This window comes from Desulfoluna butyratoxydans (assembly GCF_900699765.1).
Lineage (GTDB): Bacteria > Desulfobacterota > Desulfobacteria > Desulfobacterales > Desulfolunaceae > Desulfoluna > Desulfoluna butyratoxydans.
This window is the reverse complement of sequence record NZ_CAADHO010000005.1, coordinates 251346-273255: the sequence shown is the minus strand read 5'-3', so window position 1 is coordinate 273255 and position 21910 is coordinate 251346. Positions and strand designations below refer to the sequence as shown.

At 59.7% G+C, this 21910-nt stretch carries 24 protein-coding genes; 23 read left to right on the top strand and 1 reads right to left on the bottom strand.

Going from position 1 to position 21910, the window contains the following annotated elements; translation table 11 throughout:
• Positions 1-84: 84 nt before the first annotated feature.
• A complete protein-coding gene (locus tag MSL71_RS15240) occupies positions 85-1632 on the bottom strand; it encodes an FGGY-family carbohydrate kinase (protein ID WP_180141862.1) in 1548 nt (515 codons plus the stop codon).
• A 249-nt stretch (positions 1633-1881) separates the two neighbouring features.
• Here MSL71_RS15240 and MSL71_RS15235 point away from each other — a divergent pair, with 249 nt between their 5' ends.
• From MSL71_RS15235 to MSL71_RS15125, 23 genes are all read left to right on the top strand, one after another.
• Positions 1882-2577, top strand: a complete 696-nt coding sequence (locus MSL71_RS15235; protein WP_180141860.1) for a GntR family transcriptional regulator — start codon at positions 1882-1884, stop codon at positions 2575-2577.
• A gap of 25 nt (positions 2578-2602) precedes the next feature.
• Positions 2603-4162 (top strand): glycerol-3-phosphate dehydrogenase/oxidase, encoded by a 1560-nt coding sequence (locus MSL71_RS15230; RefSeq protein ID WP_180141858.1) that lies wholly within the window; start codon positions 2603-2605, stop codon positions 4160-4162.
• Positions 4163-4527: 365 nt separating this feature from the next.
• Positions 4528-6846, top strand: a complete 2319-nt coding sequence (locus MSL71_RS15225; protein WP_180141856.1) for a protein kinase family protein — start codon at positions 4528-4530, stop codon at positions 6844-6846.
• Positions 6847-6876: 30 nt separating this feature from the next.
• Positions 6877-8499, top strand: a complete 1623-nt coding sequence (locus tag MSL71_RS15220; RefSeq protein WP_180141854.1) for an endonuclease/exonuclease/phosphatase family protein — start codon at positions 6877-6879, stop codon at positions 8497-8499.
• 81 nt (positions 8500-8580) lie between these two features.
• Entirely contained in the window at positions 8581-9462 is an 882-nt protein-coding gene (locus tag MSL71_RS15215; RefSeq protein WP_180141852.1) for an RluA family pseudouridine synthase, read from the top strand.
• A gap of 479 nt (positions 9463-9941) precedes the next feature.
• Positions 9942-10880 (top strand): sigma 54-interacting transcriptional regulator, encoded by a 939-nt coding sequence (locus MSL71_RS15210; RefSeq protein WP_180141850.1) that lies wholly within the window; start codon positions 9942-9944, stop codon positions 10878-10880.
• Positions 10881-11193: 313 nt separating this feature from the next.
• On the top strand, positions 11194-11409 hold the full coding sequence (locus MSL71_RS15205) for a RebB family R body protein (RefSeq protein ID WP_180141848.1): 216 nt from the start codon (positions 11194-11196) through the stop codon (positions 11407-11409).
• A gap of 19 nt (positions 11410-11428) precedes the next feature.
• A complete protein-coding gene (locus MSL71_RS15200; RefSeq protein WP_180141846.1) occupies positions 11429-11782 on the top strand; it encodes a hypothetical protein in 354 nt (117 codons plus the stop codon).
• A gap of 24 nt (positions 11783-11806) precedes the next feature.
• Complete coding sequence (locus MSL71_RS15195; RefSeq protein WP_180141844.1) at positions 11807-12259, top strand: hypothetical protein; 453 nt, start codon at positions 11807-11809, stop codon at positions 12257-12259.
• 64 nt (positions 12260-12323) lie between these two features.
• Positions 12324-12548, top strand: coding sequence for a RebB family R body protein (locus MSL71_RS15190; protein WP_180141842.1), 225 nt, complete (start codon positions 12324-12326; stop codon positions 12546-12548).
• A gap of 170 nt (positions 12549-12718) precedes the next feature.
• Positions 12719-12946, top strand: coding sequence for a RebB family R body protein (locus MSL71_RS15185; protein WP_180141840.1), 228 nt, complete (start codon positions 12719-12721; stop codon positions 12944-12946).
• Positions 12947-13059: 113 nt separating this feature from the next.
• Positions 13060-13284 (top strand): RebB family R body protein, encoded by a 225-nt coding sequence (locus MSL71_RS15180; RefSeq protein WP_180141838.1) that lies wholly within the window; start codon positions 13060-13062, stop codon positions 13282-13284.
• Between the two features lie 26 nt (positions 13285-13310).
• Entirely contained in the window at positions 13311-13538 is a 228-nt protein-coding gene (locus MSL71_RS15175) for a RebB family R body protein (RefSeq protein WP_092210099.1), read from the top strand.
• A 152-nt stretch (positions 13539-13690) separates the two neighbouring features.
• Entirely contained in the window at positions 13691-13918 is a 228-nt protein-coding gene (locus MSL71_RS15170; RefSeq protein ID WP_092210098.1) for a RebB family R body protein, read from the top strand.
• A 78-nt stretch (positions 13919-13996) separates the two neighbouring features.
• On the top strand, positions 13997-14263 hold the full coding sequence (locus tag MSL71_RS15165) for a RebB family R body protein (protein ID WP_218951047.1): 267 nt from the start codon (positions 13997-13999) through the stop codon (positions 14261-14263).
• Between the two features lie 62 nt (positions 14264-14325).
• On the top strand, positions 14326-14700 hold the full coding sequence (locus tag MSL71_RS15160; protein ID WP_180141836.1) for a hypothetical protein: 375 nt from the start codon (positions 14326-14328) through the stop codon (positions 14698-14700).
• Positions 14701-14785: 85 nt separating this feature from the next.
• Positions 14786-16918, top strand: a complete 2133-nt coding sequence (locus tag MSL71_RS15155) for a hypothetical protein (protein WP_180141834.1) — start codon at positions 14786-14788, stop codon at positions 16916-16918.
• Positions 16905-17696, top strand: coding sequence for a hypothetical protein (locus MSL71_RS15150; RefSeq protein ID WP_180141832.1), 792 nt, complete (start codon positions 16905-16907; stop codon positions 17694-17696). The genes MSL71_RS15155 and MSL71_RS15150 overlap by 14 nt, the downstream gene beginning before the upstream one ends.
• An 88-nt stretch (positions 17697-17784) precedes the next feature.
• The gene (locus MSL71_RS15145; protein WP_180141829.1) at positions 17785-18585 is read left to right on the top strand and encodes a peptidoglycan-binding protein; all 801 of its coding nucleotides are present in this window, start codon (positions 17785-17787) and stop codon (positions 18583-18585) included.
• A 161-nt stretch (positions 18586-18746) separates the two neighbouring features.
• A complete protein-coding gene (locus MSL71_RS15140; protein WP_180141827.1) occupies positions 18747-20243 on the top strand; it encodes a DUF6765 family protein in 1497 nt (498 codons plus the stop codon).
• Positions 20244-20282: 39 nt separating this feature from the next.
• The gene (locus MSL71_RS15135) at positions 20283-20450 is read left to right on the top strand and encodes a hypothetical protein (RefSeq protein ID WP_180141825.1); all 168 of its coding nucleotides are present in this window, start codon (positions 20283-20285) and stop codon (positions 20448-20450) included.
• A 12-nt stretch (positions 20451-20462) separates the two neighbouring features.
• Complete coding sequence (locus MSL71_RS15130; protein ID WP_180141823.1) at positions 20463-21044, top strand: Pvc16 family protein; 582 nt, start codon at positions 20463-20465, stop codon at positions 21042-21044.
• Positions 21041-21910 (top strand): hypothetical protein, encoded by an 870-nt coding sequence (locus MSL71_RS15125; protein ID WP_180141821.1) that lies wholly within the window; start codon positions 21041-21043, stop codon positions 21908-21910. Before MSL71_RS15130 ends, MSL71_RS15125 begins: the two co-directional genes overlap by 4 nt.

Below are 21910 nucleotides of genomic sequence, written 5' to 3'. Positions count from 1 at the left end.
GATGGGAAAAACAATCCCTTTTCACGGGTGTAGCCCGTACGCAAATGCGGAGGGGCGAAGCCCTGGAGCATTTGCAATCCCCTGTTATTCGGGATATCCGGTGATCTCCCGGATCTCCTTGTAGATGGGGTCCAGGCGCGGGTAGATGCGCTTGTAGACCCGTTGGTAGAGTTTTCTGTAAAGGGCGGTGCGGTCTGGGCTCGGTTCGAAGGTGGTGTCGTAGTGCACCATGGCGTCGATGGCCCCCTGGAAGTCTTTGTAGATTCCTAAACCAACGGCGGTGACGATGGCAGCGCCCAGGCCCGAGGTCTCCGTGGTTTTTCCCCGCACCAGGGAACGGTTGAAGATATCGGCCGAGATCTGGCAGATCTGGTCGCTTCGGGAGGCCCCGCCGGACACGGCAAGGCGTTCCACCGGAATTTTTGTCTTTTTCTCCAGGCGTTCCAGCCCTTCCAGGAGGGCATAACCCAGGCCTTCGATGACCGCTTTGTAGACGTGCTCTTTTTTGTGGACATCCCCGAATCCGATCATAGCTCCCTTGGCGTTGGGGTGCTCCAGGCCCGGTCCCCAGTAGGGCTGGACCATGAGGCCCATGGCCCCGGGAGGGGCTTTTTCCAGGAGCCGGTCCATTTCCGCTTCCGGGGCGATGCCTTTGACTTCGGCCTTGGCCACCTCTTTGTGGGCGAACTCATTCTTGAACCAGGTGATCATCCAGTAGCCCCGGAAGATCTCAATTTCAGGGTTCCAGTGCCCGGGCACCGGGGCGGGGTAGGCGGGCATGAAGCGCAGCGGCTCGAAGTAGCGCCTGGAGGAGAGCTGCACCGTGGCCGTGGTGCCGAAGCTCAGGCTGGCGGTCTCTTCGGAGAGGACCCCCATGCCGAGTGTCTCGCACCCTTTGTCCGACCCGCAGGCGATGACGGGCAGGCCTTGGGCAAGGCCTGTCGCCGTCGCCGCCTCCGGGGTGATGTGGCCCAACACTTCGCCGGGGGGGACCACCTCGGGCAGCTTTTCCCTTTCCATGGGAAAGAGCAGGGACGAGGGGTCGAAGCGGGAGGCCCAGCAGCTTTTCTTGTAGTTGAAGGGGATGTGACCTATCTGGGAGGCCGAGGAGTCGGCGAACCGCCCGGTGAGTCGGTGGTTCAGGAACCCGGATACCTGAAGGTATTTGTGGGTTTTTTCCCAGATCTCGGGCTGGTTCTGGCGGATCCAGTTGCCCTTGCCTTCCTGTTGCACCTTGGTGAGGATGGAACCGACCCCCACGGCGGATAAAATGGGCCCCACAGGAAAGGGGGGCGTAAAGACCGGAGCGGCCTTTCTCTGGTCCAGCCAGGTGATGGCCGGTCGCAGGGGCATTCCCTGGGCGTCCACGTTGATCATGGTGGCCCGCTGGGTGGTGACACCCACCCCCTTGACCGCGGCCATGAGGTCGGGTTTGCGGGAACAAAGGGCTTTGCATCCGGCCACAAGGCTTTCCCAGAGGAGTTCCGGGTCCTGCTCGGCCCAGCCCGGCTGCTCGCTGTAGTAAGGGGCGTACTCCACCTGTTCGCTGTCAAGGAGGGTGCCCTCTCCGGAGAAGAGGAGGGTTCTCATGCTCTGGGTGCCGCAGTCAATGGAGAGGATCACAGGGGTCATGGGGGCTCCTTAGGGATCGGCTCGGTCAGGGGCAGGCGTTGCAGCCATGCCTTCCGGTCTTTGCCATCGGGGCTGTGCCTGTGGTGCGAACATGGCTGATCAACGCTACGTATGTTCACTTTGTGATGGCAATTGTTTTTAATCGGGTATTCAGACTGTTGTCGTCTTGACACAGAATAACGACTAGTGGTATGACCACTTACCAGATATCGGCTTCATTGCAAAGAAAAAAATGAAGGAGAACGTGCGATGAATAACAGTGCCGGGCCTTTACGTCCTACGAAGTTTGCAGAACACAAGTTGGTCAGCTCCATCCTCGACGGAACCTACCCGCCGGGCTCCACATTGCCCGCGGAGCGGGCCCTGGCCGGTGAGCTCGGGGTCACCCGCCCGACCTTGCGGGAGACCTTGAAGCAGATGGAGACCGAGGGGTGGATTACCATTGCCCACGGCAAGCCGACCCTGGTGAACGATTACCTGAAAACAGGGGGCCTGGGGATCCTCTCCACCCTGACACGCCACAAAGGGTACGTTCCCAGCGCCTTTGTCTCCCATTTCCTTGAGCTGAGGTCCGCCCTCATGCCCCGGATGGCCCTGTTTGCCGTGTGGGAGGAGAGGGACAGCCTTTTGGCCTACCTCAAGGAGGCCGAGGGGCTTGACGAGACCTCCGAGGCCTATGTGACCTACGACTGGGGCTTGCACCTGATTCTGGCGGATCTGTCCGGGAATCCGTTTTATCGGATGATTTTAAACGATTTTGGAGAGATGTATCTTCATATGGGAGGCATGTACTTCGAGGAGGAGGCCCACCGCAGGGAGTCGTCGGCGTATTACGAGGCCCTCCTTGAAGCGGTGGAGGCAAAGGATTGCAACGGGGCGTCTGAGGTGGTGCGGCAGACCATGGAACAGGCATCCGCACTCTGGAAGTCCATGGTGGGAACGTGACGAGACAGGCCGGGAAGGGGAACCAATGGAACGACAGCAGGAAGAGAGCAGGGTGGATTTGATCATTGTCGGTGGCGGCGTCACCGGCGCGGGGGTGTTCCGGGAAGCAGTCCGTAACGGGCTCCGGTGCCTTCTGGTGGAACAGAAAGATTTTGCCTGGGGAACCTCCAGCCGGTCCTCCAAGTTGATTCACGGGGGGCTCCGGTACTTAAAAGAGGCCCAGTTCAAGCTGACCCTGGAGTCGGTAAAGGAGAGGGAGAGACTCCTCACCGAAGCCGAGGGGCTTGTCTCTCCTGTTGATTTTCTCATGCCCCTTTACGAGTCCTCGGGGCCGGGCAGGGCGGCCATGGCAGCAGGGCTTACCGTGTACGACATCATCGCGGGAAAGTTTCGCCACCGGTATCTTCGCAGCAGCAAGGTGCAGGAGCTGGTTCCGGGGATCAACACCGGCAAGCTCAAAGGGGGGTACCTGTTCATGGACGCCCAGGTGGACGACGCCCGGCTGGTGCTTCGGCTCATCGGTGAGGGCACGCGTCAGGGGGGGCGCGCCCTGAACTACACCGAGGCCCAGGCCGTCCTGCGGGACGAGAAGGGAGCCGTTCGCGGGGTATCTCTGCGGGACGTGGCCACCGGCAAGACCTGGGAGGTGGCGGCTCCGGCCGTTGTCAACGCCACCGGGGTCTGGGCCGAGACCCTGCACCCGTCGCCGGAGTCCAAGGTTCACCTTCGGCCTCTGCGCGGGAGTCACCTTGTCTTCTCCAGGCAGACCCTCCCCGTGGACCAGGCCATCAGCTTTTTTCACCCCGTGGACAAGCGGCCGCTCTTTATTATCCCCTGGGAAGGGGTCGTGCTGCTGGGCACCACGGACCTGGACCACGACGGGGACGTGAACTTGGAGCCCTTTATCTCCGATGACGAAGCCGACTACCTGATGGCCGCCTTAAAGCGCGTGGTCCCCGATGCACAGGTAACGCGGGACGACGCCCTGACCTCCTTTGCCGGGGTGCGACCGGTGCTCAGCCAGGGCCGCAAGGAGGCCTCCCGGGAGTCTCGGGAACACGCGGTGTGGGTGGATCACGGGCTGGTAACGGTGACCGGGGGCAAGCTCACCACCTTTCGCAGGCTGGCCTGGGATACCCTTAAGGCGGCCCAGCCCTTCATCCGGGAAGATCCCCTCACCGGTGAGGGGGATGCGGTCTTTTCCGAGCGCAGGGGGACCACCCCGGACGGCCTGGACACGGAGACGTACAAGCGCCTCTGGAGCCGATACGGCAAAGGGACCCTGGATTTGCTTGCCCTGGACGTTCCCCACGGCCTGGAGCCCATCGCCGACTCGCCCTATATCTGGGCGGAGCTTGCCTACGCTGCCGAGCATGAGGCGGTGTGCCATCTTGACGACCTTCTGCTTCGAAGGGTGCGTATGGGCCTTGTCATGAAAAACGGGGGGCTGGATCTCATGGATACCATTCGGGAGGTGGTTCAACAGCCCCTGACGTGGGACGATGAACGCTGGGCACGCGAGGTGGAGGCTTACGAGGCGCTGTGGACGCGTTGCTACAGCCCGCGGCCCGCCGATGCCCGGTGACCGGACTGCCGTCTTTTCCTTAATCTTTTCCCACAGATCGTGTTGCTGCCCCGGCGCAGAGACCTGGCCGGGGCACAGCGTCCCTTCTTCTTTCCTTTCATTTCAAACGTATTTCAAGTCAATGGGTTGCTGCCTTTGGGGGATTCTGTTACATAAGGGAGGTGCCGGTTGGTTGCGCCAGGCATGGGTTCCAGAGCATATCAAGGCATGACGGCACCGTAGAAAATCAGAGATTTTTTAAGGCGATGCATCCGATGTCGGTCAGTTTCGTGCGATGGGCCAACGAATAAGGGGACAGCGCTGGTTTTGTCGCCTTCAGTGCGACGGTTCGATTACTTCTCCTACACCTCAGTGCGGACACCACCATGAAATCCTTTAAAAGGATCTTTTTTCTGTTTGTTCTTGTTGCTGTCGCCGTCTCCTTTTTCCCTGAGAAGACAGACCACCTTTGGCGAGTGGCAGACCACTGGCTTCGTGCCGTTTCCGAATCCCTTACGTTTTTTGTCCTGTTTATATACAACGACGCCCCGGTCACGGAGGAGGGCATGGCCCTGTTCCTGGTGGCGGCCCTTGTTCTCCTGAGCCTCTGGACGGTTGTCTCCTTTAAGCCGGGGAAAAGGGGGCGGGGAAAAGGGTTTTCCGATAAGACGGTCTCCGAACCGGGCCATGACGAGGCCGCCGAGATCGAGTACCGTTACGTGGAAGAGGATGTGGTCAAGCATTTCCTGGAGATCTACCGGGCCCAGGTGGGGGCGGGAAACGATGCCCCCTGTCGGTTCGAGCCCGTGGAAGGTCACCGGGCCGCCTTCGGCGTGATTTACGAGCTGGGGGTCCTCAAAGACGGAGAGTGGCATACGCGCAGGCTCACCATCGGTCCCCTGGGCGAGGCCGGGACCCACAGGAGCCACACCTGGTTCGTGATCTACGACCGCTACATCGTGGTGAAGATTCCCCCCAAACCCCTCACCGATTTCAACGTCTACATCAAAGAGCTGGTGTACGGCAATTCCCTTGCGGCCCGCCTTGCCCCCACCGAGTGTGTGGTACCCAACGTGTCGGTGATCATGGAGCTTCTGGCCCCGAACCGCACCCCGTCCCTGTCGGCCACCGAGATCGAAAAGGGGCACGTGGGACGCCTCTCCGGCAACACGGCCTTCCAGAAGCACCTCATGATCGGCCCCTCCTTTGCCTTTTTCATGGACCTGTCCCGGTACTATTTCCTGAGCCGGGTGCTGGATGATATCCATATTTCCCGCGCTTCCATTGAGGAAGAGATTGTGGGGCATCCGCACATTTTGTGGGACCTCAATGATTTCGAAGGGCGATACGGCAAGGAGCGGGCCTCGGCCTGCGCAAAGATCTCCGCGGTGTTCGACTTTTTCGAGGAAGAGGTCAACCGCCTGCTCGTGCAGTTCGGGATCAGCTCTTCCCTGCCGATTTTCAGTGTCCGGTCCTGGTTTATCCAGTTCCTTGCGGGTCGGAGCATTCCAACCACGGACCAGAACCTGTCCGCCGCCTTCATGGATGAACTCAACAGCCGGGCCACCCTGGCCATGGCCGAGCACACCGAGCCCATCACCGATTACCGGAAGATGATCCACGGCTACCTGTTCGAGAAGAATACGGTCAAGAGCCGGGCCATGATCGGCAGCATCGTGACGAACCTGCTGGACCTTCTGGCCGGCCTCAACAAACGCTATATCGCCATCCGGGACATCAAGCCGGACAACCTGCTCATTGCAGGGGACCCGGAAAACTACCCCACCTTTCTCACCAGCCCCACGGAGTTCAAGGTCGGCATCATCGATGTGGAGACCGCCGCCTATCTCTCCATGGGGGAAAAGGGCCGCATCGAGCAGCCCCTTCTGGGGGGGACCCCAAAGTACGCCACCCCGAGCAATCTCTTCGGAAACGATGTGATCCGCGAACACTTTGGCGAGGTGGCCCGGATCCTGAGGCTCCAGGACTGGTATGCCACCGCGGCCCTGATATTCAAGGTTGTGACGGGCAAAGACCTGTTCGAGGAGTCGGCCCAGCTGATCCCCGAGGTGCTCCGGATCCTCACCGTGGCCGATGACGACTCCGGCCCTTCGGTCTACGAATACGTGAGCCGCATCTATTTCAAGAAGGCACTGGAAGAGTTTGAAGAGAAGATCGCCGAGCATCGGGAGACGCTCTCGGAGTTTCAGGTCATCGTGCTTCGTAAAAACCAGAAGGTCCTCAAAACAGAGATCGATTTCTGCAAGATGGGCCTTGAAGCGCGTGTGGACCAGCTCGTGGAGGCCCAGATTTTTTTTCAGGGGGAGAAGAACACCGATACCCTCAAGCGGGCCAGCAGCGATCAGATTCAGCGCCTTATCGCCTCCTGGAAGGCGAAAAACATCACCTCGGAGGCCCACCGCAGCCGGGTGGCCGAAGCGGTTCGTTTTCTCAGGTTACTCCACGGGTTCAAGGTCCGCTACGAAGGGATCGCCCGTTTTTCCGATGGATTCAACGAAGAGGGCATGAAGGTATCGGCACACCACCTGATTCATGCCATGTTTCATACCGTCTGTTACTCCATGTACACCCGGGTCTGGGGAGAACTGAGCGGGGCCGAAGGGTTCGAGGCCAGTCAGGATGTGGCCGATGAAACCCTGGAGCGGACCCTTGACTGCGAGAAAACCGTTCCTGTCGCCTACTGAGTCAACGATATCTCATTATTCAGGAGTTCCATGGTTCGCAAGGTTGTGACAACTGTCCGGCTCCTGGCCGGGCTCCTTGTTATTCTGTTGGGCACATCCGCCCCGGTGGCGGCAGGATTTCGCCTTGTCTCCTACAATGTTGAAAATCTGTTTGATCTTACCTTGAGCGGCAGCGAATACCCCGACTACACTCCGGGTGCGGCCATGGGCTGGAACGAAGCCACGGCCCGGGTAAAATACGCCAATATCGCATCGGTGCTGGCCGGTGCAGGGGCCGATGTGGCCGTGCTCTCCGAGATAGAGTCGCCCAAGGCCCTGGCGCGCCTCCAGCGGGAGCTTTTAAACGCGGGCCACCCCCTGGCCCACGGCGTTGTGGCAACGCATCCCTCCATCGTACGCTGTGCGGTGCTCTCCTGTTTTCCCGTGTCCGAGGTTCGGGACATCATCCCCGGCCCGGAGCAGCGGGCCATCTTGCGGGTCACCCTGGATGTACTGGGGACACCGGTGGTGGTGTATGCCAACCACTGGAAGTCCAAACAGGGGCCGGAGAGCCAGCGCATGCTCTACGCCCGAGCCCTTTCAGCCGATATCGCCACGTTGCCTTCGGGCACCGATTACATCCTCGCCGGGGATTTCAATGCCCACTACAACGAGTGGCAGCGATTCCCGGAAGAACCCCGCCTCAACGACACCCACGGAAAAACCGGCATCAACCACCTGTTGGGAACCGTTTTTAACGACGCCATGGTCTCGGAAGAGGGCCTGAAAAAAGGGCGGGGGAAGCATTACGACCTCTGGATGGAGCTGTCGCCGGAGAACAGGTGGAGCTACATCTATCACGGCAGGAAAGGGAGCCTCGATCACATCCTGCTTCCCGCCGCCCTGTACGATGGTCACGGGATCAGCTATGTGGACGGCTCTTTTCAGCGCTACACCCCGGATCACCTCATGAAAAACGGCGAGATCTTTCGCTGGCAGCGCGGAGACAGAGGCCGGGGCAGACACCAGGGCCGTGGGTATTCCGACCACCTTCCCGTTTACGCGGAGTTTCGCATGGGCCCTTTTACGCCTGTGCGTACCCCCAGGGTCATCGCCCGTGCACCTTCTCCAAAACAGTCTCCCACCGATGTATCTGTGGCGGATCTGTACAATCTGCCCGCCGGCTCGTCCAACTATCGCCTCCGGGGTGTTGTTGTGCTATACAAGGCGGGTTCAAACGCCGTGGTCAAGTCTCCGCAGGGCCGGGCCATCTATCTTTATAAGGCTGGGAAGGCCCTGGAAACGGGGTGGATCGTCGATATGACGGTGACGCGTTTAAAGGATTATTACGGCCTTCGTGAGATCACGTCCCTTACCGACCTGGAGGTGCGGGGCAAGGCCGACACAGGGGCCCATCTGCTCACCGTGGACGACGGCGTGAACCTGAGCGACGCCTCCCGGGTCAATGAGGTGGTGGCCGAGGTCTGCGGCCTGTACCATGGCGGCTGGCTTCACTACGGCAAGGGCCGCTCCATTCGCGTGTACACGGTCAAAGGGGTGGCGCGTCCGCCCGACGAGACCTTTGTCTGCCTTTCCGGGGTACGCATCGGCTACCACCGGAGCCCGGAGCTGGTGGTGGACAGGGCGGGGCAGGTGAAACAGGTAAACAGGTAATAGACAATAGGTTGCAGGTAATAGGTAATAGGGCATTGGGGTTATCGTTTTTTGCGTGAAATAGTGTGCGGGATGGATAGTATGGACGTGAGTCGAGGAAAGAAATGGCAGCATCGTGAAACGGTTTCCGGCGATGCGGTCGAAGCAGGGGCCTGTCTGGCCGCCGCCACCGGGCTCTCCCGGGGGCGGGTGAAACTGGCCATGAAACAGGGCGCTGTCTGGCTGCGCCAGGGGAAAAAGAGGCGTCGCATTCGTCATGCCAAACGCACGGTGCAGCCCGGCCAGACCCTGGAAATCTATTATGACGAGGCCCTCCTCACCGCCACGGCTCCCGAGGCCTGGTGTCTGAAGGACGGGGAGCACTACAGCGTCTGGTTCAAGCCTGCCGGGCTCCTTACCCAGGGAACCCTCTACGGCGATCATTTTTCCCTTGAGAGAAAAGCAGAGCTGCATTTTGCCGGGGTCCGCCATATTCACCCCGTGCATCGGCTCGACCGCGAAACTGCCGGGCTGGTGATCCTTGCCCACGGGAGAAAAAGCGCGGCAGCCCTCTCCTCCCTATTTCGGGAAGGCAGGATCCAGAAAATCTACCGTGCCGAACTCCTCGGGGAGATCACGGACGCCGGGGAGAGCCGCTTTGTTGACGAACCCATCGAAGGCAAAGAGGCCAAAACGGAATTTGTCGTGGAAGGCGTTGACCCCGATGCCGGAACCTCGACGGCCCTTGTGCGCCTGCACACTGGGCGCATGCACCAGATTCGCCGCCATTTCGATATGATCGGTCATCCTGTCATGGGTGATCCCCGCTACGGCAAAGGGAACAAGAATCGTTTCGGTCTTCGCCTGGCCGCCGTACACCTCTCCTTTTTGTGCCCCTTCCTCCAACGACAGGTCGCTTTCACCACGGAAGAGACCCTGCCGGATCCCATATTCAGAACCGCCAATCTGTCGCTGTTTCGTTAAGCCCTGTACAGGTGGACGGCAGGCCCCCGGGGCCTGCCGTGCTCCACCGATGATGTGCGGTGGCACGGAATATGTATACCAAAAGTGCACGTAGTGTCCCGGGGTTGCCTGGCTTTGTGGGAGAGCTGTGAAGTATTCTCCTTTTATATCAGTTGATTAGACCCGTCTGTATGCCTTTCGCGATAAGTTGTTGGCAGCGCATCAATCCGTGAAAACCTTTTTTGTGTCGTGAGCGCATTTGTTTTACCTTCATTTTCAATGGTTTGGTTATGGGGGCAGACAGTGGTAATGGTGCTGAAATTTCCCGGATGGACACGACGGTGATTTTTCAGAAAAAGCCCCTTAACAAGCTGTATGTCTGCAGGCATTTATACGAGTCTTGCGAGGCCGCCTGGAATGATAAACTAGCTGTGTCATGCTTATATAAAGGGCCTTTGTCTATGGACTTGAAAGTCAATCAGGAGGTTGTACGAGATGCCATGGTGATCGGCAGTTCGGCAAAGATGGAGCACGTCATGGATATGGTCTGCAGAATTGCTCCTTCGTCGCTGCCGGTATTGATCACCGGGCCCACGGGCTGCGGGAAGGAGGTTATCGCGTCCGTGATTCATCATATGCGGGGGGATCCTCGCCTCCCCTTTGTGGACATCAACTGCGCCGCCATACCGGAGACGCTGGTTGAAACCCTGCTGTTCGGCCACGAAAAAGGGATGTTTACAGGGGCGACGGGAAAGCACCAGGGGTATCTCTCCATCACCGGCAGGGGCACCCTGTTCCTCGATGAGATCGGGGAACTTCCGCTTCCGCAGCAGGCCAAGCTGCTGCGTGTCATCGAGGCCAGGTCCTATCGGCCACTGGGGGGGGCCGTCAACCTTCCTTTTGAGGGGCGGATCATCGCTGCAACCCACGCGGATCTTGAGACGATGATCAAGCATCGCAGGTTTCGCGAAGATCTGTACTACCGCCTGAATGTCCTGAACCTGGAGGTGCCTTCCCTGCGGGAGCGGCGCCAGGATATCCCTGAGCTGGTGAGGTTTTTTCTGCGTCGCGTGGAGCAGAAGGTGGACTTTACCGACGGCGCGCTGCGGGCGATGATGGCCCTGGACTGGCCGGGAAACATCAGGCAGTTGAAGAACACCATTGAAAAGATTTCCCTTCTCTCAGACGAAAACCCCATTACGGAACAAAGCGTGGCGGCCTTTGCGCATCAGCAGGGGCTCTCCCTGGATGAGACCTTCGACAGCATGGCTGACCAGGTGATTGATCTCACCTGCGAGGACAAGGTGGAGCGCATGGAGACCGCCCTGGTGCGCAGGGCCCTTGTGAGGGCCGAGGGAAACAAGAGCCAGGCCGCGCGGTTCCTGGGTGTTCATCGTAAATATATCGAGCGGAAGGTCAAGCTGTGTAACGGCGTCTGATCGCCGGAGACGATCGTCGGTGAATCTAAGTGGTTGTATGTATCGCATGTTTTGTCGCGATGACGATGCGATGGCCGGAAGTGTCCAGTCCCTTTGGGGACGATGGACGCATCCGGCCATTTTTTTTGGCATGGGGAGGAATAAAAATCGTCGAATCGCATCAAATGGTGTTGGCACGAAGGTTGCTACATGGATACTCGTTCTCAGGATTGATCCGAAAAATTAGGGGGTTGTAAGGTACGGGGCGGAGCTATGCGCTTCGGTCCGCAACACGGCAACGACCATGAACGATTTATCTCAGAGGGAGGCTCTCATGTCGGATTTCAGCCAGGCTGTCACGGATGCGGTTTCACAGATCAATTCGCTTGTTGTCGGGTCTTCCCCGGCAATGTCTCTGGCCAGTCAGTACCAGACCCAGGGATTCAACATCGCCATGGCGTCCATGAACGCCGTGAATTCACAACAGCAGTCCTGCATTGTCCACCAAACAGCGACCGTTGAGAATGTCATCAAAATGCTTCGTTCATAACGCACCGCAAAGATGAAAAATGTCAAACAAGATAAAGAGTCTTGCCGCTGCAAATAAGGAGATCGCCACCTCGGTCAAGGGGGGGGCATTTGACAAATCGCCTTTATCAAACGGGGCGGGGCAATCCGTTCAGTCGGTCTCTCAATCCGTTGCCATTGCCGTGCAGGATGCAGGGGACACCATGCGGAACATCGCCCTTGTTCAATCCACTGCCCTGGGGGTCGCCACCCAGAAGTTCGTTGAAACAAAGGACCCGGAGTACATTCCCGTCATCAAGCAGTGCCAGGCCGTCATGAATGATTCCGTGACGTACTGGGAGACCATCGGGAAAAAAGGGGCCGAGATTCTAGAATCCTACAAGAAAATTTTCTAATCACGGGTCAGGGGGAGCAAGGACATGTCAGATGAGAATGCATTCAAGTTTACTCACCAGGATTTTGGCTCCTTTAAGAAAAACTACAGCTCGTTTCTGAAAAACTACACCTCCTCGCTGAGCGAGATGGTGAAGATGAACAATCAGTTCCTGGAGGACAAAACCAAAGAGATCGACAAGCTGATGAAGATCAACAACGTGATCTTTTCCCAGCCGGACGGTTCCGATGCGGAAGGGGACGAGGGCGGTCCCGGAGCCAGTCAGGTCAATGCGTTCATGAAGATGTCGTCCCAGACGTCGGAGCAGGTCAACGAACAGTTCAAGCACGCAGACGCCATGCTGAAGAACGCGACAAAGCAGTTGGAGGAGTTGACCCAGAAAAGCAATGAGATGCTGAAGAAGATGCACCCTGAATTTCAGGCAAATCCGGCCCCGGAGGCACCGGCTCCTTCCGATGACCCGGCCCCGGAGTCGTGATGTGGTGTGGCAGGAAGAGTAACGCGTTTACCCGATGACTCATTAATCTAAAAAGGAGAAGAAAATGACTCAACTGCAGGAAGTCAGCCCAGCGGTCACGGATGCGGTCACGGAAACAAACTTGAGTGTGTTGGGTGAATCCCCAGCCATGGCCCTCGGCAGTCTTTACCAGACCATCGGTAACTCTGTGGCGATGGCTGCTGCCAACGCGGTGTATGCCCAGCAGCAGGCCAACGTCACGTTTCAGGCAGCCACCACCTTGGCCGTGAAAAAATTGATGGAAGATTGATGATGCACGGGGCAAGGGGTCCGTGGTCAGCCCGAAGCCGGCAAGCGTCCCCAAGGGACGGGCTGATCGGATGTCTTCACATCGCATCGTGGGCCCTGGCTCGGTTTTTTACCGGTCCGTGTGGTGGGTGTAAAACGTTCTGTTAACCCTTAAGACGAAAGGAGATGAGAATGCCTCAATTACCAGAGTTGACGCCTGCGGTGACTGATGCGGTGACCCAGAGCAACGTCAGCGTGTTGGGTGAGTCCCCGGCCATGGCCCTGGGCAGCCTGTATCAAACCATCGGCAACTCCGTTGCCATGTCGGCCGCCAACTCGGTGTATGCCCAGCAGCAGGCCAACGTTACGTATCAGACGGCCACGACCATCGGGCTGACCAGGATGCTTAACGGTCAATAATCCGGGCGGTGTAAGTGCAGCCGCCGGTCACCGTTGCCGGGTCGGTCAACAGCCACCGGTGACGTCGTTACCACGTTTCATGCCTGACAACCCAAAACCATTAGGAGGTTAACATGCCGCAACTCGCCGAAATCAGCCCTGCCGTAACCGACGCAGTCACCCAGACCAACGTCAAGGTCCTTTCCGAGTCTCCTGCCATGGCCCTTGGCAGCCTGTACCAGACCATCGGCAACTCCGTGGCCATGGCTGCAGCCAACGCTGTCTACGCTCAACAGCAGGCCAACGTGACTTACCAAACGGCAACCACGGTTGCCATCACCAAGCTGGTTAACGGTTAACAAGCAGGACCCACAGGAGGTAACAAATGGCTCAACTTCCCGAACTTAGCCCCGCCGTCACGGATGCCGTGACCCAGACCAACGTCAAGGTTCTTTCCGAGTCTCCCGCCATGGCCCTTGGCAGCCTGTACCAGACCATCGGCAACTCCGTTGCCATGGCCGCCGCCAACGCGGTCTACGCACAGCAGCAGGCCAACGTGACCTACCAGACGGCCACCACCGTCAGCCTGGATAAGATGATCAACAGCAAGTAGTGCTCCGCCTCATCGCCTTCCTTAAGGCAAGGGCATCGCTTCACCTCTGTGTGGTATCCGTGGGCCCTGTCGCCGCGTCGGCGAGCGATGCCTCTTTTTAAGGAGGCTTCAAGGCAGAATACCAACACCATTAAGACAAGGAGTGCAAGCAAATGGCACAACTTCCCGAACTCAGCCCGGCCGTCACCGATGCAGTGACTCAGACCAACGTGAAGGTTCTTTCCGAAGCACCGGCCATGGCCATGGGCAGCCTGTATCAGACCATCGGCAACTCCGTTGCCATGGCCGCCGCCAACGCGGTTTACGCGCAGCAGCAGGCCAATGTGACGCATCAGACCGCCACCACCGTGGCGATCACCAAGATGATCAATCCCAAGTAAGCACCACTGAAGCGCTGAATTCACCGGCCTTCATCCCGGAGGCCGGTGTTTTCAGTCGCCAACCGATGAGGGGGTTCAATGGCTGAGATGAACAAACCGGGTACCGACGCCGGCAATTCCGATGAGAACAAGGTGGATCCCAAAGTCCTGGATGCCGTCACCAGCACCAACGTAGCCGCCATCGGGGTGGCCTCCGATGAAGCCATGGCTGTTGCCTATGAATCCCTGGCTCATTCCCTGAGCCTGGTGATGCAAAATGCAGGCTCCACGCAGTACGGGATGAAACAGATCGAGGCTGCGGCGGTGGCAAAAACCTGTCAGAAAATTCTATCTCTCATTAAATAAAGGTGAGTCTGTGGCTGAGGGTGAACGGATCACCATAAACCGCGACCAACAAAGGAAATGACATGACAGAGAAACATGTGACAGACAAACATGTTCACATTGCCGGAGCCAACAAGGAGATTGCCGCGAACCTGCAAGGGGATAAGAAGAACTTCACCCCCCTGACCCAGGGGGCGGGTCAGGCCGTTCAATCCATTGCCCAGTCCATCGCCATTGCGGTGCAGGACTCCGTGGACACCATGCGGAGCATGGCCACCGTTCAATCGGCCACCATCGGTGTGGCAACTCAGAAGTACATCGAAACCAGGGATCACGACTACATTCCCATTACCGAGCACTGCAAGGGCAACCTGAACAACTCCGTTGAGTACTGGGAACGCGTGGGCCTGACCGGCGCCTCCATCTTGAAGTCCTACAAGGAAATTTTCCAGAAATAGGCCCGGAGCGGCCACGGGGCCCGGACACGTCGTGCCCGCCGGGTTTGTCGGATATTTTTTGACGCCACACAGACGAGGACCAACCATGCAGACAGTCGGAAATTTCAATTCCCAGTTCGGGCGGGAGTTGCCCACGGAGCGGTACCTGGAGGCGATCACGGAACTGGCGAAAACGGACGAAAGGTACGTGTTTACCTGCTACCTGGGGCTGGTGCAGCGGGTTCTGGAGACGGTGACCGGAACCCTGGACACCCTTGATGAAGAAGGCGACGCCGAGGCGCAGGTTGAAGAGGTGTGCCTGACCCCGGGCCTGAACCTGGCCCGGATGATGGTGATCCACTGCGTGGCACTGGGGGCGTTGATTCGCCTGTTTACGACCACACGCAGGGCAGATGACGACAGCCAGAGGATCTTTGACTCCTTCGACGACCTGGTGGTGGTGCCGGGGGCCACGGGACCCGTGAAAAAAACGGGGATTGTGTCGAACCTGAAGCGCTACTTCAACGAGGCCAAGTTCGAGGCCAGTCATCTGACGAAAAGGCGCATTGTCCTCACCGAGAGCATCAACGCCTATTGCCTGAGGAACATCAAAAAGGCCCTGCATGTGGGAACGAGCATCACGGCCGAGGATGCGGGCATGGCCATCGAGCACCTGCCCGAAGAGGTGATATTCAAGGCCTTCAGCCTCCAGTTCGGTGTGGATGTGGGGCCGGAGCACGTGGATACCCTGGAGCACCTGGAAGGGTTTGTCAAAACCAACGGACGCCAGGTGTACGACAGCTACTGGAAGCCCCGGGGCATTGAAGGGGAGCGGTATTACGTGGAAGCCTTTGCTCCGGTGGAGGGGTACATCACCGGCCTTGCCAGGAGGCCCTTTGCCAAAATGATGCAGGTGGTCTGGTACGCAACCCACAGGTTCGGCAACGGCGACTCTCCGGCAACGCAGGTGCGCTTTTTGCTGAAAGTACCCGATGTCCGGCCCGAGGGAAGCGGCTCCACGTCCAAGGGGCTTGTGGATATTCTCTCCCTGTACGACCAGTGGGTTGCATCCGGGGAGGGCCTTCAGCCAAGGCTGGTGGGGGTGGATCTCACGGGGCCCGAGGACGATGCCGTGGACGTGGAGGCGGTGAAATCCTTTTTCAATGAGCTGCACAACAGGGTTTTTATCGAACGCGATGATCTCCTGGTGGTGCATGTGGCCATGGACACCCTTCGCCTCTCCCGGGACGAGCTCATGGAGACCAACCCGTGGGCGGGCAAATGGGAGGATATCAAGAATCCCTTCAAACGGCTCCACGGGTATGTGAGCAACGAGCTCCTGATGAATTACGGCAAAATCAAGCGGCTGGCCCTGGAACTGGAAGAGACCAGGCTGATCCGGTTCTGCTACAGCGGACTGGAGGGCCGTATCGGGGAGCGGGACCCGGCCTTTGCCGCCCCTGCCATGGTGCTGAAAAAAGAGAGCTTCGAGGCTGTCAAGGCGCGCAAGCTCACCGTGCTGTATCGGGTGGTGTCGGCTTATCTTGCCAGTATTTTCAATTTCAAAAACGCCAAGCTCAGGCTCGGCTCCCTCACCCAGGTCGACCATGAGACCCTGGACCTCATGGCCGACACCGAGAAAATCTACGTGGATCTTCGTCCCGGATGGACCATCCGGGAGGCGATCCAGAATCTCAATATCACCCCCCGGCAGCTGACCATCGCCAAAGAGCTGCTTCTGGTAGAGAGCGGCATCGGCCCAGGCCGCGACAGCCGAAAGCGCGGCGGGGACCTTGTGGTCATCGAAAAAGCGGTGGAGATCCATACCCGGGAAAAGGGGGGCACGGAGCCTCCGAGGCAGACGATCCTTGCCCACTCGCCCATGGGACATATTGTCGAGGCGATCCCGTCGCAGTTTGTCCTGGGTGACGGCGGGGGAGGGACCGAGCGCATCGGCATCGCCAAGGAGTACGAGCTCTACAACGATCTGGTGGGCCTGCCCCGCCTGCTGGACGAAAACGTCAGGCGATATGCCGACTTTGTCCTGACCACCCGCTTTGAGAAGGGTGACAACAGCCTGGCGGCACCGGAACCGGTGAAAAGCGGTGAACCCGAACCGCCCGCGGCATTGCCCGCGGCCGCCGCACTTCCCGCCGATGAGCCCCGTCGCTCGGGCGAGGGGGAAGACCCCCTGGATGATGACCTGCTGCTGGGCCATCTGTTTTATGACGATTATTAGCCGGGCCACGGCCCGGCATCTGATGGGGGGCGCGCGGCGGTCGGGCCGCAGCAGAAAGCACGAGGCGGCCGTCATGGAGGCCCTGTGCAGGGATCCCTGCCTGCGGGAGTGCATGGACTGGGTCGAACGGTGGCATCTCCACCGGTCCCCGGGGGCGTTGGAGGTCCTGACTCTTCTGTGCGAATGGTTTCCGGGGCACCACAGCTGGCACCGGTCCCTCAAGGAGGTTCTCAAGGGGCAGGCCCCTTTTCATCGGCACGGGGCTCCGCGGGTCAGCTGTGCCTCCGATGCCCTTCAGCTCCTGTTTTCGGAGACCTTCACAACCGTGGAGGAGGGATACGCCCTGAGGCGGTGGGTGGATCGTCTCCTGAAAAAACCCCCGTGCAGGCTCCACGAGTTTTTCTCCGCCCTGGGGGTGCACAGCACCGGAGGGCGCAGGCTGGTATGCGTGATGTCCGAGCGCCAGCTGGAGAAGATGGTGAAACGGCTCGCCCCCGGCCCCGCAGACCGGATCCTTGACCTGGTGGCGGAGCTGGTCTCCGACCTCCAGGGGTTCCGCAAAGTGCCCGGGGTCCAGGGGCGATTCTGGGTCCTTGACGACGCACATCATCAGGTGGCCCGTATCTCGACGCAAGGTTGGAACCCCTGGGGGCGCGAGGCGAGGGTTTCCTGCCCGGATCGTTCCTTTTTTGAGGCCGATTACCGGCGGGACCCGTTGCTGCTGGTCTGGTCGGCTGTGTTGGGGGATCTCGCAGGCGAGGACCGGCGGTGGGGCTGACCCGGAGGGTGGGGAAGGCGAGCAGAAAACCGTGAATTGCATTTCTGCGCAACGGTAACCGACGTTAACACCAGCAGGGAGGATCACCATGAAGATTTTGAAACAAGGGGATGGCTTTGCCCGTCAATCTCCGGAGTTGCGACCGGATGTGAAAGTGTTGCAGCAAGCTTTGGTCAAGGCCGGCTACCCTGTGACCGCCGACGGCCTGTTCGGCAGGGGCACCGAAGACGCCCTGAAGCGGTTTCAGGCGGACCGGGGGCTTCCCGTCACCGGCGTGACGGATGCGGCAACCTGGAAGGCCCTTGGGGAGGATGGCGGCGTGTTGCGGGGCTTCCGCGGGGACGCGGCATGGGTCCATGCCCGGGAAGGCTATGCCGGGAAAGCCTACTGGCCCGGCGGTGAGTCCGGGGTGACCCTGGACCCGGGCATCGACCTGGGGTACGCCGAGCTGGCACTGGTGGAAAAACTCTACGGGAAGCTGTTTTCCAGGGAGCAGCTCAACGCCGTTAAAGCCGTGGCCGGGATAAAGGGCGAGGCGGCCAAGAAGGCCCTGGCGGCCGACCCCGTGCTCCAGGGCATCCGGGTGAGCCGGGAGCAGTCCGACGTCATCTTCCCCTATGCGGCCGACCCCTATTGGAAAAAGATTGCCGGGCGATTCGAGACCCTGGCCGATAAGGACACCTTCCCCCCGGTCCAGACGGTGATGCTCTCCCTGGCCTACAACAGGGGGCCCTACAACAAAGGCCTGGAGGTATTGCGACAGCCCATCAGGGAGAAAAACTGGGCAAAGGTGGCCGATGTGGTGGGGGCCATGCAGCAGGACCACCCCTTGGAGGGGATCCGGAAGCGCAGGCGCATGGAGGCGGAACTGATTCGGTCCCACCTGTAATAGGTGGCGGCGCCCCGGTGTGACACCGGATCATGACGGACAGATCACGCTTTACCCTGTCGGGAGGGCGGGGGTATGTCGCCTGCAGCAATGTGGGTGGCCCATGGCGTTCGAGGGCACGCCATGCCCCGTTCTCCCGTCCATTTTCAAGGAGGCCTGTGGTGGATCGAGACTTTCATTTTTTCGGGACGTTTACGGCAGCTGCACAGGCCGGTTTTTCCGGGGCCGAGGCGCTGACCATCGCCACGGCGGCGCAGTTCGTGGATGACTGCACCGAGAGCGTCACCCACAAGCCTGCCCCCCTCCATCGCTGCCCCAGGCAGGTGTGGGTGCTCTCCAGGGGCGGGTATGTCTTTACCCCCATCATCACGGCGGTGGAAGACATTTCGGCCTGGGCCGGGGCCTTTGAATCCGATGAAACCCGCCAGATCTGGATGCCCTTTCATTACCTGCCGGGCAACACCCCAAGCAACCTCGACCCGGTGACGGTCCGCAGGGGCAGGGCGGGGGAGTCCCTGGACTGCCTGTGCCGCCCCGGAAGCGAAGCGGCCCGGGAACTTGTGAACTTTGCCGTGGCCCGGTACGGCGAACTTGCAGCCGTGGACCGGCGCCTTGCCCTGATGCTGGTGGGGATCTGCATGCATGTGTTTGCAGACACCTACGCTCATCAGGATTTTGCCGGGTGCGCCTCCTCGGAGCTCAACGCCCCGAGCCAGGGCATCTGGCGAAACACCGGCTCCTTCACCAACAAGGGGCGCTGGAAGGGGCGGCGCTGGATACCTCGGGGGAAGAGTTACAGGGAGATCGCCTGGCCCTGGCGGGTGGAACAGGTCCCGGACTCCCCGTTGACAGCCTACTCCGATGCCCCCACAGACGCCACCCGCCTTGGGCATTGTCACATGGGGCACCTTCCGGACATCTCCTCCATCGCCTATGAGTTCTATCCCTGCTGGGCCGACGGCCTTGCGGATACCAACCGGAACAACCCCGAGATTTTTCTGGCCTGTTTTATGGAGATGGTGCGCGCCCTGCGCGCCGTGCGGAGCGGAGATCGCTTTGCCTTCCTCGCCTCCGAGGGTGAGGCGGACGAGGCCTATGACCGGGACGCTTCGTTTTTTAACGGGGTGAAAAAGGTCATCAGCCCGTCGGATCACGACCCGTGTGACCGTGACCTTTACGGCACCGGGATGAACATGGCGGCGGACATCTGGTTCCGGGCATCGGAAGAGCGGTGGAAGCGGCTGGTGGCCGACACGGTGGCTCCGGGTATCCGTGTGGACATGGCGGTGTATGACGCCACCCGGGATGCCTGGGCGGATCAGGTCAAGAGCGCAGGCGGCAGGGAAATGGCTGTCCGTGAGTTTACGGAGCTGCCTTTTGTCAAATGGAACTGCGCGGCCAAGGCGGTGTTTGCCCACCTGTTTCAACGGCTCCAGACCCCGGGCAACAGGATGAAGGTGCTGCCCTTTGACAAGCTCTCGGCCTGCATGCCGTCCCAGTTTCACCTCCTTGATGAGATCGCCGAGTTCTGGGTCCCCAAGGGCAAGAGAGGCGGCGGGTACTATTATTCGGATCAGGTTGCTCGCCTCAAGGTGAGGAACCGTGCCCTTCAGAGGGCCACCACCCCCTTTGAAATCGAGACCCTGTTCTTCTGTTGAACACCCATGAATCCGCATTTCAACCGCAAGGGAGCTTCCATGAACTCATCATTTAACTCATCGCTTCTGGGTCACGCCTTATCCTGGCTCATCCTCGGGGGGTGTGTCTCCGTTTTTCTCGGGGTTTACGGTGTGGTGACCTACGGAAGCCTTCTGGGGATCTTTCTTGCAGCAGCGGTTGTGCGTCAACGGTTCTGCGGTACCTGAAAAGGGGATAGCATGCTTCACCATGCCATGCAGCACATCACGGCTTCGCTGAACAGGTACTTAAGGGGGCGTTTTGACCTCCCCCAGGATGTGGCGGTCATGTCCGGCATCCTGGACCAGGACGGAGCCGTTGAAACCCAGATCCACAACAAGCTGGTGGTGAGCCTGGTCAACCTCGAGAAGGAGCAGGTCCCTGCGGCCTTTATCCGTGAAAGCTCCAGGGAGACGGGGCTGACCAGCATCGGGTTCCCGCCCATTCACCTCAACGCCTATCTCCTTGTCTCCGCTTATTTCCCCGGCAGCAACTACGCCGAAGCCTTGAAGTTCATCTCCTACGCCGCCCTTTTTTTCCAGGGGAACCCCGTCTTTACCCGGGAAAATTCACCGGACCTGGAGGGCGACATCGAAAAGATCGTCATGGACATCGAGAACCTCAACTTGCGGGACCTGAGCAGTCTGTGGTCGGTGGTGAGCGGCAGGTACCTGCCCTCCATTGTCTATAAAATGCGCATCATCACCCTGGACTCCAGGGGCATCGGCAAGCAGGTGACCGAACTGTCCGGTACGGACCCGTCGGTGAGGAGGTCCCCGTGAAGACACTGTTTCTCCTTGAAGGGGAGCACCCCTATTTCGGAAAGGGGGGCGGGGCCGGAGTGTGTTTTGTCCCCACCAGGAGCTGCCGGTACATCGCGGACAAGGCGGGCCTTCGGTTTTTTCCCCGGGAGAGCGGGCTTCGGGTCTGCTTTGACCCCAGGGACCTTCCCAAGCTCAACGCCTTCACCGACGACACGGTGGAGCCCTTGGAGCTGACGATCCTGGTGCGCCCCGCCGGGGAGGATTTCTGGAACTACACAGCCTTTCCCGAGGTGCCCGACGGGTGGTTTCTCATGGGCGCCAACACCGACGGCGATCTCGACCCTTTACTGTTCACCCGGAGCCCGGCGTCATCGGAGTCCCTTGCCGAAGGGGCCGCCTTGACGGCGGACGGCACCTGTTCGGGGGCGGAGCTGGCAACCACACCCGCGGGCCTGGTGCACCTGGCGTGCCGGGGCGAAAAAGGGCGGGAGGCGTTGCAGGGTGCCCTGGAGGGAAGCCCGCAGGCGTGCCGGTTTGTTTTTAAGAATCGAAAGACCTTCTGGCGTTACTTCATTCCCTGTGACGGAAACCCAGAGGACCTGCGTATCGACGATCGCAGCGGGAGCGTCTCCTTCGGCCTGGCAGGGGGCTTAAGGACGCGGGGGCATCCGTATTACGCCCGCTTTGTATCGGATCGCCCCCTCGGGCTTCACCGGCAAGGGGAGGCTCGGTTTCAACTGACGTGCACCGGGGGCGGTCGGTCCCGGACCCTTGTGAAGGCGTTGCCCAATGCCCCGTCGGACCCTCTGCATTGTATGGCTTTGGACAGCGGAAAGGTGTATGTTTCGGATATTTTCGTTAATAACTACGTCTACGGGAGGTGA

Bases quoted from the DNA above. Each gene is read 5' to 3' on its own strand.
- MSL71_RS15165 (WP_218951047.1), top strand. From the start codon at position 13,997: ATGGCTGAGATGAACAAACCGGGTACCGACGCCGGCAATTCCGATGAG.
- MSL71_RS15235 (WP_180141860.1), top strand. From the start codon at position 1,882: ATGAATAACAGTGCCGGGCCTTTACGTCCTACGAAGTTTGCAGAACAC.
- MSL71_RS15190 (WP_180141842.1), top strand. From the start codon at position 12,324: ATGACTCAACTGCAGGAAGTCAGCCCAGCGGTCACGGATGCGGTCACG.
- MSL71_RS15180 (WP_180141838.1), top strand. From the start codon at position 13,060: ATGCCGCAACTCGCCGAAATCAGCCCTGCCGTAACCGACGCAGTCACC.
- MSL71_RS15210 (WP_180141850.1), top strand. From the start codon at position 9,942: ATGGTGATCGGCAGTTCGGCAAAGATGGAGCACGTCATGGATATGGTC.
- MSL71_RS15160 (WP_180141836.1), top strand. From the start codon at position 14,326: ATGACAGAGAAACATGTGACAGACAAACATGTTCACATTGCCGGAGCC.
- MSL71_RS15145 (WP_180141829.1), top strand. From the start codon at position 17,785: ATGAAGATTTTGAAACAAGGGGATGGCTTTGCCCGTCAATCTCCGGAG.
- MSL71_RS15225 (WP_180141856.1), top strand. From the start codon at position 4,528: ATGAAATCCTTTAAAAGGATCTTTTTTCTGTTTGTTCTTGTTGCTGTC.
- MSL71_RS15205 (WP_180141848.1), top strand. From the start codon at position 11,194: ATGTCGGATTTCAGCCAGGCTGTCACGGATGCGGTTTCACAGATCAAT.
- MSL71_RS15170 (WP_092210098.1), top strand. From the start codon at position 13,691: ATGGCACAACTTCCCGAACTCAGCCCGGCCGTCACCGATGCAGTGACT.
- MSL71_RS15155 (WP_180141834.1), top strand. From the start codon at position 14,786: ATGCAGACAGTCGGAAATTTCAATTCCCAGTTCGGGCGGGAGTTGCCC.
- MSL71_RS15240 (WP_180141862.1), bottom strand. From the start codon at position 1,632: ATGACCCCTGTGATCCTCTCCATTGACTGCGGCACCCAGAGCATGAGA.
- MSL71_RS15150 (WP_180141832.1), top strand. From the start codon at position 16,905: ATGACGATTATTAGCCGGGCCACGGCCCGGCATCTGATGGGGGGCGCG.
- MSL71_RS15135 (WP_180141825.1), top strand. From the start codon at position 20,283: ATGAACTCATCATTTAACTCATCGCTTCTGGGTCACGCCTTATCCTGG.
- MSL71_RS15200 (WP_180141846.1), top strand. From the start codon at position 11,429: ATGTCAAACAAGATAAAGAGTCTTGCCGCTGCAAATAAGGAGATCGCC.
- MSL71_RS15175 (WP_092210099.1), top strand. From the start codon at position 13,311: ATGGCTCAACTTCCCGAACTTAGCCCCGCCGTCACGGATGCCGTGACC.
- MSL71_RS15220 (WP_180141854.1), top strand. From the start codon at position 6,877: ATGGTTCGCAAGGTTGTGACAACTGTCCGGCTCCTGGCCGGGCTCCTT.
- MSL71_RS15185 (WP_180141840.1), top strand. From the start codon at position 12,719: ATGCCTCAATTACCAGAGTTGACGCCTGCGGTGACTGATGCGGTGACC.
- MSL71_RS15215 (WP_180141852.1), top strand. From the start codon at position 8,581: ATGGACGTGAGTCGAGGAAAGAAATGGCAGCATCGTGAAACGGTTTCC.
- MSL71_RS15230 (WP_180141858.1), top strand. From the start codon at position 2,603: ATGGAACGACAGCAGGAAGAGAGCAGGGTGGATTTGATCATTGTCGGT.
- MSL71_RS15195 (WP_180141844.1), top strand. From the start codon at position 11,807: ATGTCAGATGAGAATGCATTCAAGTTTACTCACCAGGATTTTGGCTCC.
- MSL71_RS15130 (WP_180141823.1), top strand. From the start codon at position 20,463: ATGCTTCACCATGCCATGCAGCACATCACGGCTTCGCTGAACAGGTAC.